The 14,259-nt window shown below is 52.0% G+C and carries 16 protein-coding genes and 1 riboswitch; of the genes, 10 read left to right on the forward strand and 6 right to left on the reverse strand.

Translation table 11 applies throughout. The annotated features are described in order from the left end of the window. Window positions 1–41 precede the first annotated feature (41 nt). From L6H98_RS31290 to L6H98_RS26510, 6 genes are all read left to right on the forward strand, one after another. A complete protein-coding gene (locus tag L6H98_RS31290) occupies window positions 42–170 on the forward strand; it encodes a hypothetical protein (protein ID WP_290371496.1) in 129 nt (42 codons plus the stop codon). 185 nt (window positions 171–355) lie between these two features. Further along, on the forward strand, window positions 356–1,594 hold the full coding sequence (locus tag L6H98_RS26490) for an FxLYD domain-containing protein (RefSeq protein WP_236420687.1): 1,239 nt from the start codon (window positions 356–358) through the stop codon (window positions 1,592–1,594). Between the two features lie 12 nt (window positions 1,595–1,606). Next, entirely contained in the window at window positions 1,607–2,755 is a 1,149-nt protein-coding gene (locus tag L6H98_RS26495; RefSeq protein ID WP_236420688.1) for a trypsin-like peptidase domain-containing protein, read from the forward strand. Window positions 2,756–2,878: 123 nt separating this feature from the next. Then, window positions 2,879–3,475: a TetR/AcrR family transcriptional regulator gene (locus tag L6H98_RS26500; protein ID WP_236420689.1), complete on the forward strand. Its 597-nt coding sequence runs from the start codon at window positions 2,879–2,881 to the stop codon at window positions 3,473–3,475. Window positions 3,476–3,563: 88 nt separating this feature from the next. Continuing rightward, window positions 3,564–4,787, forward strand: coding sequence for an MFS transporter (locus L6H98_RS26505; RefSeq protein WP_236420690.1), 1,224 nt, complete (start codon window positions 3,564–3,566; stop codon window positions 4,785–4,787). A gap of 202 nt (window positions 4,788–4,989) precedes the next feature. After that, window positions 4,990–5,157 (forward strand): DUF3934 family protein, encoded by a 168-nt coding sequence (locus tag L6H98_RS26510; protein WP_236420691.1) that lies wholly within the window; start codon window positions 4,990–4,992, stop codon window positions 5,155–5,157. Window positions 5,158–5,231: 74 nt separating this feature from the next. On the opposite strand, the gene L6H98_RS26515 is transcribed toward L6H98_RS26510, so the two are convergent. Continuing rightward, window positions 5,232–6,293, reverse strand: coding sequence for a hypothetical protein (locus L6H98_RS26515; RefSeq protein ID WP_236420692.1), 1,062 nt, complete (start codon window positions 6,291–6,293; stop codon window positions 5,232–5,234). A 332-nt stretch (window positions 6,294–6,625) separates the two neighbouring features. Here L6H98_RS26515 and L6H98_RS26520 point away from each other — a divergent pair, with 332 nt between their 5' ends. The 3 genes from L6H98_RS26520 to L6H98_RS26530 all read left to right on the forward strand — a co-directional run bounded on the left by L6H98_RS26520 (window position 6,626) and on the right by L6H98_RS26530 (window position 8,590). Then, window positions 6,626–7,249 carry a deoxynucleoside kinase gene (locus tag L6H98_RS26520; RefSeq protein ID WP_236420693.1) on the forward strand — a complete coding sequence of 208 codons (624 nt, stop codon included), beginning with the start codon at window positions 6,626–6,628 and terminating at the stop codon, window positions 7,247–7,249. Beyond that, window positions 7,246–7,902, forward strand: a complete 657-nt coding sequence (locus L6H98_RS26525) for a deoxynucleoside kinase (RefSeq protein ID WP_236420694.1) — start codon at window positions 7,246–7,248, stop codon at window positions 7,900–7,902. Before L6H98_RS26520 ends, L6H98_RS26525 begins: the two co-directional genes overlap by 4 nt. A 208-nt stretch (window positions 7,903–8,110) precedes the next feature. After that, complete coding sequence (locus L6H98_RS26530) at window positions 8,111–8,590, forward strand: hypothetical protein (protein ID WP_236420695.1); 480 nt, start codon at window positions 8,111–8,113, stop codon at window positions 8,588–8,590. 630 nt (window positions 8,591–9,220) lie between these two features. Here the strand turns inward: L6H98_RS26530 and L6H98_RS31450 are convergent. The 5 genes from L6H98_RS31450 to thiM all read right to left on the reverse strand — a co-directional run bounded on the left by L6H98_RS31450 (window position 9,221) and on the right by thiM (window position 12,730). Further along, window positions 9,221–9,316: a hypothetical protein gene (locus L6H98_RS31450; RefSeq protein ID WP_356724477.1), complete on the reverse strand. Its 96-nt coding sequence runs from the start codon at window positions 9,314–9,316 to the stop codon at window positions 9,221–9,223. A 141-nt stretch (window positions 9,317–9,457) separates the two neighbouring features. Then, window positions 9,458–10,204 (reverse strand): MerR family transcriptional regulator, encoded by a 747-nt coding sequence (locus L6H98_RS26535; protein WP_236420696.1) that lies wholly within the window; start codon window positions 10,202–10,204, stop codon window positions 9,458–9,460. Window positions 10,205–10,443: 239 nt separating this feature from the next. Continuing rightward, window positions 10,444–11,109 (reverse strand): thiamine phosphate synthase, encoded by a 666-nt coding sequence (gene thiE, locus L6H98_RS26540; RefSeq protein WP_236420697.1) that lies wholly within the window; start codon window positions 11,107–11,109, stop codon window positions 10,444–10,446. Continuing rightward, a complete protein-coding gene (gene thiD, locus L6H98_RS26545; protein WP_236420698.1) occupies window positions 11,109–11,921 on the reverse strand; it encodes a bifunctional hydroxymethylpyrimidine kinase/phosphomethylpyrimidine kinase in 813 nt (270 codons plus the stop codon). Before thiD ends, thiE begins: the two co-directional genes overlap by 1 nt. Next, window positions 11,918–12,730, reverse strand: coding sequence for a hydroxyethylthiazole kinase (thiM, locus tag L6H98_RS26550; protein ID WP_236420699.1), 813 nt, complete (start codon window positions 12,728–12,730; stop codon window positions 11,918–11,920). Before thiM ends, thiD begins: the two co-directional genes overlap by 4 nt. Before the next feature lie 271 nt (window positions 12,731–13,001). Further along, window positions 13,002–13,101: riboswitch (TPP riboswitch) on the reverse strand. A gap of 218 nt (window positions 13,102–13,319) precedes the next feature. On the opposite strand from thiM, the gene L6H98_RS26555 reads away from it, so the two are divergent. Further along, window positions 13,320–14,195, forward strand: a complete 876-nt coding sequence (locus L6H98_RS26555; protein WP_236420700.1) for a radical SAM/SPASM domain-containing protein — start codon at window positions 13,320–13,322, stop codon at window positions 14,193–14,195. Window positions 14,196–14,259: the final 64 nt, after the last annotated feature.

Here is a 14,259-nt window from a genome sequence, read left to right on the forward strand (position 1 = left end):
GGGAAGTTTTTTTGGTTTTCGCGACCAGGGTGCATTCACACGTGGACCGCAGCCGCCTGAACTTCAAAGCCCGTCAAACGGCACATGCCAATGTGGGACAGGGTGGCAATGCTTTTGCATTCAACGCCAATGAAGTCGGGGACATCCGGGTGCGTGCAGGACGGCAATAACAACGAAGAAGGAAAGGGATGCCGCTTTCGGGCGGGTCTCTTTTTTTGCTGCAGGATATGGTGCAATTTCCCTTTTTGCTATATGATAAATGTCGATTCGTGAAGTGTCGCAGTTAGCGGCGGTAGCATCAACAAGCAAGCTTAGCATAGGATACATACGTTCTTTGGCAGATGGAGGGATTCGGGTGTATTGTCATGTGTGTGGGACCAAGAGCAGCCCCGGAGATGTCGCATGCGGAAAGTGCAAAACGAAGTTAATCAGCGCCAGTACCACGGAAGAGCAGATTTGGGCGGAAACGGCCGTCGGATTGGAAATGGGAGCAGAGTCCGCCCCATTGCTCTCCAGGCAGCAGTCTGCTCCCCAGCAAAGCGGGGGCGGGATCGGCCGGGCTTGGAGCATTCTCGTTCCACTGCTTCTGGCTGCGATCGTAGGAGCATTATTGACGTACTATTACAACCAGGAAAGCGCAGTGAATGATGAAGTGTTGACGTTGCACGAGCAGGCCGAGAAGGCGGCGTTGGAGGGAAAGTATGCGGAAGCGCTGAAGCTGCTTGATGCGGCCCTCGAAAAACGGCCAAACGTGGAAGCATTGACCGAGGATCGTCAGATCGCGGCGAAAGCCTTCAATCAGATGAATCAGTTGAAGCAGGCTGCCGAGAGCCTGAAAACCGGCAAGCTGTCGGAAGCGAGCAAAACGCTTCAAGCCGTGGCCAAAGCGCTCAAGGAGCGTGAAGAACCGGCATTCGACAACGTGCGCAGCGAACTCGGCAAGCAGCAGGTGACGCTGTCCGTGTTGAAAGTGAAAAAGGAAATCGACGGCCTGACTACAGTGTCTGCCCTTGCTGAAAAATTGGAGACCGTATCGGCCTTGAAAGGCAAAGAAGCTCAAGCGGTGCAAAAGCAAATTATCGACAAATTGGCAAGCATCAGTTATCAAGATGCAGAACAGCTGGTGAAGAAGAAAGACTTCACGGCAGCATTGCAAACGGTGGATCAAGGGCTTTCTTACGCGCCGGAGAATGAGAAGCTGACCGAATATCGGGAACGGGTTTTGAGCGAAAAAAAGGCATTCGAAGAGGCCGAGGCGGAGCGGATCCGGCTGGCTGAGCAGCAGGCTGCCGAAGAAGATTTGAAAAACCGTACGGCAGCGGTAAGCGTGCTGGATTTGCAAGCTGAACTCGACGAGTATGGCGATCTGTACATTGGCGGAACCGTCGTGAACAATGCCACCCGTCCGATCTGGTCGGTCGCGCTGACGATCGATATTTACAGCACCGACGGCTATTATATTGGCCAAACCGAAGCGTACGTGTACCCGGGCACATTGGCAGCCTCTGAACAAGGCAGTTTTGAAACGTATTACTACGGCGTGTACCAGTCGGCAAACGTGTCCGTGTCGGGTGCAACCTGGTATTTGGAATAGGAGGCATCGGACATGTCCAAACGAATATGGGGCACCATCATTTCCAGCGCGGTTATTATCGGTGCCGGGGCAGCGGGGGTCTTCTACATTCACCATATTTCAGCCCAGCAGCTGGAGCAGCAGAAGCCGCGTCTAGCCGTGGTGCCGGTGAAGGAAGAGAAGGGCCAAGCGAAAAACGAATCGACCGCAGCTGCGCCAAAAACGATCAAACAGATCATTGAGGACAGTCAGAAAAAAGTCGTTACCATCGAGACCGGCGGCGGACTTGGCTCCGGATTCCTGTATAACGAACAGGGGGATGTAGTGACCAATGCCCACGTGGTAGAGGGTTATACGGAGGTGACGATTCGTACCCTGAACCATGAAGAACTTACGGGCACGGTCATTGGCATCGGGGAGGAAACCGACGTCGCCGTGGTCAGGGTGCCTGGCCTGAAAAAGGTGAAGCCGCTCCCGATCGCCAAATCGAAGGCGGAGATCGGCGACGAAGTCTTGGCCCTCGGCAGCCCGCTTGGCTTTGAGAACACCGTGACAACAGGCATCATCAGCGGTCTGGGACGAAGCTTTGAGATCGACTCCTATATCTACAGCAATCTGTACCAAATCTCGGCACCTATTACCCATGGGAATAGCGGCGGGCCGCTCATCAGCGCGGAGACGGGCGAAGTGCTCGGCATCAATTCGGCCGTCGTTGAACAAGAGGGCGGGATCGGCTTCAGCATCCCGATCACCAGCGTGTTGAAGCAAGTGCAGGCCTGGTCCAGCGCAGGGTCCAATGCGGTGGCCGCAAAGACAGGCAAAGGCGATGCTTCGCAGACCAGTGTGGATGGGCAGCTTGCTGAGGACCTGGTGAAAGCTTTTTATGGAAGCCTTAATGCAGGGGATTACGTTACCGCTTATGCTTTTCTGGGAAGCGAGTGGCAGAGCGGGACCAGCTACACCAAATTCCGCGAAGGTTATATCAACACCAGCTATGTCACGATTGGCGAGGTTTCATCCGCCTCCAAGGGAGAGGAAGAGATGGAGGTCAAGGCCGTCATCACTGCGGATGAGCGAAGGGACGGCGAACGGGTGACGAGCAAATATAAGGTGACGTATCAGCTCGGTTACGAGAACGGACAGCTTAAAATTTTACATGGGCAAGGCAAAAAGATGAAATGAATGAAAAACTTCTTTATTGGGGAAAAGAGATATAACTCTTTTCTCCTTTTTGATTGCTTATATGAGCATGATTTGTTAAAATACAGAACGAACGTTCAGTATCAAGAAAGCGAAGTGGAGTCTATGAACAAGAAACAGCTTCAAACCGAGCAGACCAAACGCAAACTTGCGGAAGCCTCCAAGGCGCTGTTTGCCCAGAAGGGGTACAAGGCAACGTCGATCGAAGACATTGTCTCAGCCACAGGCAGCAGTAAGGGGAATATATACTATCATTTTAAAAGCAAGGAAGGCTTGTTCCTCTACCTCATTGACGAATGGAACCGGGAATGGGAGGAAAGCTGGGCTGCAAAGGTTCATATGTATCCTACCTGCACGGCCAAAATTTTCGGGTTGATGGAGCATCTGGTGATGGATGACATGAACCACCCGTTGACCAAGGCGGCGGATGAGTTCTTCACCGGGGAGAAGAAAGCCAACGATATCGAGGAACGGATCGACCAGATCATGAAAGACCATATTCAATTCAACCGAAACCTGATTCGAGAGGGCATCGAAAACGGGGAGTTCAAGGCAGACAATGTCGACCATCTGGCGATCCTCATGGAGAGCACCATCATCGGTCTGAGCCAGATGTCGCGCGGGATGGAGCCAGAACAGGCGCTTGCGCTGTATCATCAGGCCGCAGAAGTTTTTTTGCACGGCATTTCAGTTACCAAATAGCCGACCTGACCTTATTATTACGTTCTAGCGATCAGGTCGGCAACTCAAACCAACGGATTTTTTCTAAGACATATGGAGGAAGCAAATCATGGCATTGTTAACACGAAACAGGGGCGCACTGCTGCTGTTGATGCTTAATATTTTTCTGGTGTTTACGGGCATAGGACTGGTCGTGCCGATCATGCCGGCATACATGGACCTGTTGCACATTTCGGGTACGACGGTGGGACTGCTCGTTGCAGCCTTCTCGTTTACCCAGTTTCTGTTTTCTCCCATTGCGGGCAGGTGGTCCGACGCATGGGGACGCAAAAAGATCATCGTCATCGGCATGTTGTTTTTTGCCGTTTCGGAGTTCATGTTCGGCGCAGTGAACGCGCCGGTGCTGCTCTTTGCTGCCCGGATGCTGGGCGGAATCGGCGCAGCGATGATTTTCCCGGCCGTCATGGCCTACACGGCAGACATTACGTCGGACGAAGAACGCGGCAGAGGCATGGGCCTGATCAATGCGGCCATCACGACCGGATTCATCATCGGGCCGGGGATCGGCGGTTATATTGCCGAATTCGGCATTCGCGTTCCTTTTTACTCGGCAGGGGTTGCCGGATTGCTGGCAGCGATCATTACATTGGTCATTTTGCCTGAATCGGTACGCCAAACTGCAGAACACAACGCACCGGCTGGGGCCAATGCGGTGAAGGAGAAAGGGCCGGGCCTGGTTACCCAGCTGCTTCGATCCTATCGGGAGCCGTATTTCTTCAGTTTGATCATCGTTTTTGTCATGGCCTTTGGATTGGCTAACTATGAAACGGTATTTTCCTTGTTCGTCGATCATAAATTTGGATTTACAACGAAAGATATCGCCTTCATTATTACTTTTGGCTCGATTGCAGGGGCCGTGGTGCAGGTTGCGTTCATCGGATGGCTGCTGAATCGTTTTGGCGAAAAGTTGGTCATCTCGGTATGTCTCTTCTTCGTTGCGGTATTTATTCTGCTTACGCTGTTCGTTCATACGTACTGGCTGATTTTCGTCGTAACCTTCGTCGTGTTCCTGGGCATGGACATTTTGCGTCCGGCGATCAGCACGCAGATGTCGAAGCTCGCAGAAGAGCAGCAAGGCTTTGTGGCCGGACTGAATTCGGCATACACAAGCCTTGGCAACATTGCTGGCCCAATCGTGGCTGGCGCGTTGTTTGACGTCAATATCAATTATCCGTACGTATCCGCGGCTGCGGTGCTGACTGTCTGCTTCCTGCTCTCAATCCGATTGATGAGAGGCACCAAAGCGACGGGGCAACCGAAAGCGGAGATGTAATGCAATCATTCGATACATCGTTTGTTCAACGAGAAGAACAGGTCAGCTACACGAAAGTGTAACGGACCTGTTCTTTTTTGGAGGTAATGATGGCGATTTTTGTTATAATAAAAGTTGTTGAACTGAATAATATGGACTGGGTTGCCTAACAAGTTGCCAAGAACGATTATTTGAGCATATACGGGATCATTGGAGTGATAACATGAGCAAATCCAAAAAGGGCGGCACGGGTCGCGGTACGGGCAAAAAAGGCTGGAACCGTTGGCAAGCCAGCGCTAATCGGGCCAAAAGTGCCCCGAAGCCTTATAAAAGCAAAGGCACGAAGCGGAAGAACGAGGCCGGGGAGGCCGGAGGAACGACCGAGCGATAGAAAGCTGATACGTACCCCACATCAGAATAGTTAAAAAAGAGATCTGACTGGATTCCAGGCAGATCTCCTTTTATTTAATGTTGTTTAATGTCAAGTTCCTTATAAGTTTTTATGTAGTTTTTGTAGTCCGCTTTAACACGCTCAAACCTGCTCGCAGGTGTATAAAAATAAATTTCGATAAAGTGGTCGGACGTTTCAAGAAACGTATCCAATTGTCCGATTTTGCGATTGTTTACTTCTTTATAGTACTCAATTTGGATTCCCTTTAATCCGTTGATCGTGACTGCTGCCGGTTTCGGTAGGGGATCAGATCCGGCTAGGCTATCAAGCAAGGGTTCATAAAAATCTTTTAGCTTTGTTTGCGAGTCAAATTCGTTTTTGGAATTACGGAAGATGACCAAATAATCTTGATTGGCCCCATTGCTTACCTCCAAGACGGACTCGGGATTTATTTTTTGTTTGTTTATTTTCCAATTGGAAGGTAATCGGATTTCGAAAGGCGAGAACATTCCTCCATTGCCATGAGGAGACAAATAGGGAGAAGAACTCATGATATCCGCGTTTGCTGGGTTATCGTTCATAATGCGAACGCTCTGAACCGCTTTTTCGAACAGCTTAGTGTCCGAGGAATTAAGCGGAGACTTGGACGAGTATGAGACAATGTTAAAGTGCTGTTCGCTTTCGAAAATGACGTAGATGTTTCCGAATACGGACCGGCCATTATCAATGTTGGCTTTCTTATAATATGCTTGATGCTCATTGATCTTCATGTTGCCCTTATCAATTTCATACTCTTTTGCATTCATGGATTCCTGTGTTTTATGTATGTTTTTTTCATATGTAGCTACATAATCTTGAAGTGAGGTGTCTGACGCGTAATCCGCGCGGTTCTTTCGATCAATGCGGAGTATTTTGGACTTATCGGCTGGAATGGCCTTTAGTAACGAGGGACTTTTGTAATCCGTATCGGTTCTCCAATCTGTAGGCAACGTGATGCTTACTTCCTCATACATCGAAAAAAGTTCATGCTCGGTAAAGGCCTTATCGCTACTGCCAGGCATGGTTGAGCAGCTGGTCAGGACGATCATGATAAATAGGATCAATGTTATTTGAATGGTTCGGTTATGAGACGACACGTCCGAAATCCTCCTTCTCCATTTTTCTTCAGATGATTCCTTAAGGTAAAGGGTTATTTTACCATTTAGAGAAAGGAAAGAGTATACATCTTAAGTATTACATTACACGTTTCTATTAGTTAGAAATTGTATAAATATGAAAAAATAATTACATAACTATGAATAACGTTGAAATGATTTGGGAAATGTTGTTAATCTTGTGCATTGGATATTAATTTTGAAAAAAATCCTCATAAAAATAAAACCGGGCTATTCGGAAGCTGTGATACAATAGGTGGGGTCTATATTAGAGACGGTCACACGCAAAAGGTATGAGGAGGAACAGGCACACAATGAACGCAGCCCCGTTTATTGCCGTGGAGGGTCCGATCGGAGCGGGGAAAACAACGTTGGCAACGATGCTTTCCCAAGAGTTCAACCTTCCATTGGTCAAGGAAATCGTAGAGGAGAATCCGTTTTTGGCTTCCTTCTATCAAAATATCGATGAGTGGAGTTTTCAGCTGGAAATGTTTTTCCTGTGCAACCGGGTCAAGCAATTGGAAGACACGGGCCTTCAATATATTGCCCAGCAAAAACCCGTTATTTCGGATTATCATATCTATAAAAACATGATTTTTGCGAGTCGGACGCTGAAGGGCCCGAAACGGGACAAGTATCAGCAAATTTATCATTTGCTGACCGATGACTTGCCCAAGCCAAATGTCGTCATTTATATCGAAGCTGAGCTGGACACGCTCATGTACCGCATTAACAAACGAGGCCGTTCTTTCGAACAGGACATGGACCCTGCATATATGGAGCAATTGATCGCGGATTACAAAACGGGCATGGCTGCGCTCGCGGCACAGCCCAACCCTCCGGCCATTCTGAAGGTAGATGCGGAGCAGCTGGATTTCGTGGAATATCCTGAACACTTCAGGCAGATCGTCAATCAGGTAAAGGAGTATATCATATGAATAAATACGGCATTCCGGCGAATGCGTTGATCACCGTGGCAGGCACGGTCGGCGTGGGCAAGTCCACATTGACCGCTGCCCTGGCCGAGCGGCTGAATTTCAAAACCTCCCTGGAAAAGGTCGACCATAACCCGTACCTGGAGAAGTTTTATCACGATTTCGAACGATGGAGTTTCCATCTGCAAATCTATTTTTTGGCTGAACGTTTCAAGGAGCAGAAGAAAATTTTTGAACTTGGCGGCGGTTTCGTACAGGATCGTTCCATTTACGAGGACACCGGCATTTTTGCGAAAATGCATGCCGATCAGGGCACGATGTCTGCCACGGATTTCGAAACCTATAGCAGTTTGTTCGAAGCAATGGTGATGACGCCGTATTTCCCGCATCCGGATGTGCTGATCTATTTGGAAGGCAGCTTGCCATCGATCCTGAACCGGATTCAGATCCGCGGGAGAGAGATGGAAATTCAGACGGACCGTTCCTACTGGGAGCACATGCATGAACGCTACTCCGTATGGATCGACCAGTTCACGGCTTGCCCCGTGCTGCGCCTGAACATCGACGAATACGACGTGCACGACCCGGCCTCGCTGGACGATATTTTGAAACAGATTGCATCGGTCATTCAGCTGTCCCAAGCCACCAAAGCCTGATTGATTTCTCATCGTACGGAATGAAACCTCTTGCTCTACGTTGATGACACGTTATGCGTGGATTCGCGAAAGGCAGGAGGTTTTTTGTCGTTTAAGCTAGGCCTATAGATTTATATAGCTAGAAAAATGTTGAATTAAAGGATATCATGTGTTTTTATGTAAGAGGTGAATTCTGGAATTTTTATTAGTTTAGGAGGAGTAAAGGAAAGTGGAAAGCGAAAAAAGATTCAGCATTGTTTTACCCATCGTGGGCGCATTGATCGCTGCCGTTCTGGGCGGAGCGTTGTGGGCTGTCATAGCCGCGCAAACGGAAAAGGAAATCGGTTTAATTGCGATCGTGATCGGAGCAATGGCGGGATATGCCGTCGTGTTGTTCTCCAACAAACGAATCGCGACGATTCATAAGATCATTGCGGTCGTTTTTTCGCTCGTGGGCATTTTGCTCGGGAAATATTTCACCGCAACGTATTTCACCGCCGAGCTGTTCAACGATACAAGCGTGATGGATCTGGTGTTTACGGGTGAAATGATCTCCGCGTTCGCCGAAAACATTCAGGAGTATTTCAGCGATCCGCTGGATGCACTATTCATTTTGCTGGCCGTGGTATCGGCTTGGCGAATTCCGGGCCGTATGTCCAAAACGAGCTTGGCGTCGGAAGCATCTTCGGGGGAAGCGCCGAGAGCGTAACGTTTTCTACGGCAAGGCTATAGCTAGCGAGATAGGTATATGACGGAAGCGTATCTTCGGGGAATTTTTTGGTTGGCTATATAAAACGCAAAAAACCTATACACGTTAACGGAGAGGCAGAAGCAACCTGGACAGCGAAGCGTTCTAAAAGCTTTCTGAAGAAAAGCTGCAGCGGTGGGATTACAGCGATTGGAAGATGGTACTGCACTCGCGGTGGCCTTGTGTGATGGATTAGTGCGGTTTATATTGTTGGATAACGAAGGGATCACAAACCGGAGCGAATGGCGCATTCACCAGCGTTGTTTGCATTGCGGCCGGGAGTGTGAGACGAAGTTATGCTCGAAATGGCCTATATCATTAAACCAGTTCCGTAAATGGACGAAGAATACTGCAAAAAGGAGTGAATGGCACGGTGGAAGCACTACCGTGTGAATTCACTCCTTTTTCATCTCTAACGAATCTCAAGCACCTTATATGGCCGGAAAACGTGTGTGCATGGGAATCCCCGAAGAGCGCGAAGAAAAGCAGACGAAAGCACGATAAAAGGCATGATAAAAGGCATGATAAAAGGCATGATAAAAGGCATGGTTAATAGTACGACGAAAATGATGAAGACGTCCGCCGTTTGAGTCAACAGCCTGGGCCGGCAAAGGTGCATCGAAACGTTTCCGCGATCGAATCCATTTCCTGCCTCTGTCCAGGCGCTGCCTTCAGCTTCACGAGCATCAATTTCCGCGACAGCTAGGGAGCGGGATCAAGCGAATGGGCTTGGGTTGCGTCGACCAGCTTGCTCAACTGCAGGATCCGCCGCCATAGGCAATCGAGCAGCAGACTGTGGTACAGGTTGTAGGCCAGTAGGTTGGATGCCTATGGAGTCACCCGGTCGGCATACGCGGCCATCGCGTCACGCATAAATACGGCCAGCCCTTCGCCGAATTTGTCGATATTGCGGGTAAAACGCTCGTCGTCCACGTACATTTGTCCCAATCCGCGGAAAGCCTCCGGCGAATAACTTCCCATTTCGTTCAGGAAATCGTACCAAGCGGCAATCGCGGTTTGTGCTTCCTCGGAAGAAGGTGACAGATGGCGCAATGCTGCGAGGTTGCGGTATATTTCATTCATTCGCTCGCCCAGAGCCTGCTGCTCTTGCGGAGACTGTTGGCCCAAGCGGGCATGCGCCTGGTCTACTGCTTCATTTCCCCAGCGCTGCCGGGCCTCCTGTTCATATGGGTTCCGGCTGAAATCAAAGCCTTCGAATTGTTCTTTGGCCGTCATGTGAATCTCTCCTTTCCAGTGTTGAACGGTTTTATCGATCGTGGCAATCATACGATCGATCCGGTCCCGTCTTTCCAGTAAAATGCGGCGGTGCATGTGAAACGCTTCCTCTCGATCGAAGGAAGGGTCGCTCAGGATATCCTTGATTTCTTTTAAAGAAAAGTCGAGCTCCTTGAAAAACAAAATTTGCTGCAGCTTTTCCAGATTGGCGTCCGAGTATAGACGATATCCGGATGAAGTGGTTTCGTCCGGAGTCAGCAGCCCGATCTCGTCATAGTGATGCAGCGTGCGCACGCTGATTCCGACGAGCTCGGAGACCTCCTTTACTTTCATGGCCATGAAATCCAACCTCCTTACACCACCGATTGTACAGGGTCACGTTACGTGAGAGTCAACAGGGAAAAAAATGTTCCAGCGAAGCATTTTCAGCCATAAATTTTGGTTTATGGGTGTATCGCCGAAGCATTCGCGGTGAGCAGCCGCGCCAAACCGAAAGCAAGCTTGGGAGTATAAGCCGGCAATCACTCGGACCTTGGTGCGCGGGGCCTCATGATGTATGGGGATGCGCGTGTGCGCGGCTATGCCTGCATCCCGCGCACCGCAGCCGCCAGCTCCGCAGCGGCTGCGCGCACGTCGACCGCGCCTGCGACGGCGGAGATGACGGCCACGCCGTCAGCCCCCGCCGCCATGACGGCGGCCGCGGTATCGGCTGCAATGCCGCCGATACCAACCAGCGGAACCGCGATGCCTGCGGCGCGCAGTTCCGCAATCCCGGCGGGGCCCAGCACGGCGTGGGCATCCGCCTTCGAGCGCGTCGGGTACATCGGCCCGACGCCAAGGTAGTCGGCGCCCGCCTGCACGGCACGGCGCGCCTCGGTCACGGAGTGGGCGGATACGCCAAGCATCCGCCCGGGTCCGATGCGGGCGCGCACCAGCGCCGCGTCCGCATCGTCCTGGCCGACGTGCACGCCGTCGGCCTGCAGGGCCACGGCCAGCTCCACGTCATCGTTCACGATGAACGGGATGCCATGCTGGCCGCACACCTCGCGCAGGCGCTCCGCAAGCGCGATGCGCGCCGTGCCCGTCAGGGCGCCAGTTCCTTTCTCGCGGAACTGGAACAGCGTGATGCCGCCAGCAATAGCCTGGCGCAGCACCTCAACCGGGTCATGGGTCGCATTCACACTGCCCATGACCAGATACAGCCGCATGGCGCGGCGCACCCTTTCCATGTCCAATCGTTCCATTACAACGCACCCCGCAATCTGCGCCCATACGCAAAATGGTTCGTCGGCCCGTGGCCTGCACCGATGCCGAGCTCATCCTCAATCGCCGCCTGTATGAAAGCACGAGCCGTTTCCACCGCTTCAGGCACCGCCGATCCTTTCGCCAATTCAGCCGCAATCGCCGCCGAGAAAGTGCAGCCCGTACCATGGGTATGACGCGTCAGAACGCGTGGGTTCTCGAAATAATGAAAGGAATGTCCATCATACAGCACATCCACGACGGAGCCGTGATCGCCTGCATGGCCGCCTTTGATCAAGACGTAGGCAGAGCCCATCTGCACGATGCCCCGTGCCGCTTCTTCCCGCGAAGCCAAACCGCCAATGGACATGCCTGCGAGCAGCTCGGCTTCCGGAATGTTGGGCGTGGTTACCAACGCAAGCGGCAACAAATCCGAAATGAGCGTCTGCACCGCTTGCTGCTGGAGCAGGGGGGCACCGCCCTTGGCGACCATGACCGGATCGATGACCAGTTTGGGCCAGCGATACGTCCGGCATTTTTCCGCGACAATCCGGATCAGGTCCGCGCTGAACAACATGCCGGTCTTGACGGCGCCTGGATAGAGGTCGGTTCCGATCGAGTCGAGCTGCGCGGCCACGCCTTCGTTCGGAACAGCGAAAACACCTTGTACACCGAGGGTGTTCTGCGCAGTGATGGTGGTGATTGCACTCATGCCGTACACGCCGAGCTCCTGAAAAGTTTTCAGGTCGGCTTGAATGCCCGCGCCGCCGCTGCTGTCCGAACCGGCAATCGTGAGAGCTTGCGGGATCGTCATCGTGCACCTCCGGCAGCTTGCCGAATTTGCGACCGTTCTGTCACCAGTGCCGGCGTGACTTGTGCCAGTTGGTTCAGCAGCTCGATTTGGAAGCTGCCGGGACCTTGTTGTGCCGTTCGTTCTGCCGCTTGTTCGGCGGCTATGCCGTAGAAGGCCAGCGCTTCGGCAATGCTGTCTAATCGTTCGCGCCCAGGCTCCGCAATCGCGGCAAACGCCCCGATGACCGAACTCAGCAGGCACCCGGCTCCGGTGACACGGGTGAGCAGGGCATGGCCATTGCCGATCACGTAAGTGGTTTCGCCGTCGGACACTACGTCTTCCTGACCGGTTACGGCTGCGATGCAGCCGAGCTGCTTAGCGGCACGCTCCGCAATGTGGATGCGGTCGCCTTTACCGTGTCCTGCATCCACGCCTTTAATCTCCCAGTTCTCCCCGATGACGTTGGCCACCTCGGCGACATTGCCGCGCAGCACGGTTAGCTGCAGTTCATGGACAAGCTTGCGTGCCGTTTCGGTGCGATAGGCCGTGGCTCCTGCGCCAACCGGGTCGAACACGACGGGCACGCTGTGGGTATTGGCTGCGCGTCCGGCAAGACGAATCGACGTCACGACGTCCTCATTCAACGTACCGATGTTAAGCACGACGGCTCCGGCCATTTTGGCAACGTCGGCGACCTCTTCATGAGCGTACGCCATGAAAGGAGAGGCGCCCAATGCAAGCAGGCCGTTGGCGGTAAAAGGAGCTACGACAATGTTGGTAATGTTGTGGACCAACGGATTTTGGGTACGAACGCGTTCCAAATAGGACATATGTGAATGCCTCCTCATCAAGAATAGGTATTTCTGCGCGCTGGTTTCCGGATCGCAGGAAGATCAGTGAAGGGATGACTGGAAATAAATTCTGTCGCGGTGTGTTCGGCAACAACGATCGCATTGCGCGTTCTGGCATCTGCCCAATCGCCCGATGCGCCCCGTGACAAACAAAGCCCCTCCCATTTCCAAGGAAACGGGAGGGGCTTTTCAACGCAAATAGGGATACATGTCTTACGCAAGCCATACCCCTTGCATAATGTATTAATTGGTAAAGTCCGCTCCACTTCCCTACGCTGGTATGATCCAGATCAGGTTCAAAGGGTCCGAAAATCATTCGTCTCAGCCGTGAGGCTCCCCTAGTGACTGTTTGCAGCTTATGCAGTTGTGCATTCAGCATACCTCACAAGTGCGGATGGTGTAAATAGGACCCGGAGGGGCGAGATCCTTTCCGGCTGGAGCTGGAGAAATCCGTAAGTCGATTTACCTTGCTTGCGGAACCCGATATAATAATAAAGGCGCATTTTGGCCGCATCACGAATGAAGTCGGGAAGGGACTCATCCCCCTGACTGGAATGGGGACCACGCATTGAAAACGTTCAAAAAGGTTTATATAGAGATCACGAGCATTTGCAACCTGGCCTGCAGCTTCTGTCCGCAGACGAAGCGAGCCAAAGGATTTATTGATCCGGAAACGTTCAGCATGGTGCTGGATCAGATCAAGCCGCATTCAAGTTACATCTATCTGCATGTCAAAGGCGAACCGCTGCTTCATCCCAAAATCGATTTGCTGCTGGACATCGCCCATGAGAAGGGTTTCAAAGTGAATATTACGACGAACGGAACGTTGCTGCCGAAAACGAGACACAAGCTGCTCGGCAAGCCGGCACTGCGCCAGATGAACTTTTCCCTGCACAGCTTCGACGGGCATGAGGGCTCCAAAGATCGCGAAGGGTACCTGAGCAACATCTTTTCGTTTGTGCATGAAGCGACGAAGCATAACGTCATCGTGTCGTTCAGATTGTGGAATTTGACGCAGGACAATTTCACGAATGCCCAGAAGCAGCGCAACCGCGAAACGCTCGATCACTTGGAGCGAGAATTCAATCTGGATTATAAAATCGAGGAAAAGGTCGTACCGGGCAGCGGCGTCAAAATCGCGCCGAACGTGTACCTGAACCAGGACCATGAATTCCAGTGGCCAAGCCTGGATGCGCCGGAGGATGACGGTAAAGGATTTTGCCATGCGTTGCGCACGCAAGCCGCGGTGCTTGTGGATGGAACGGTGGTTCCGTGCTGCCTGGACGGCGAAGGCGTCATTAATTTGGGGAACGTGCATGAACGTTCCTTCTCGGAGATTGTGGAAGGCGAGCGCGCCAACAATCTGTTCTATGGTTTTTCGAGACGCGAAGCGGTGGAGGAGCTTTGCCGCAAATGCGGATACCGCCAGCGCTTCGGTGCGTAGGATTGGATTTTGAATAAAAAGACGGGGACGGCTTGATTTCAAGTCGGCCCTTGTTGTCTTTCAT

The sequence above is a fragment of the Paenibacillus sp. JJ-223 genome, from assembly GCF_927798175.1.
Lineage (GTDB): Bacteria > Bacillota > Bacilli > Paenibacillales > Paenibacillaceae > Paenibacillus > Paenibacillus hubeiensis.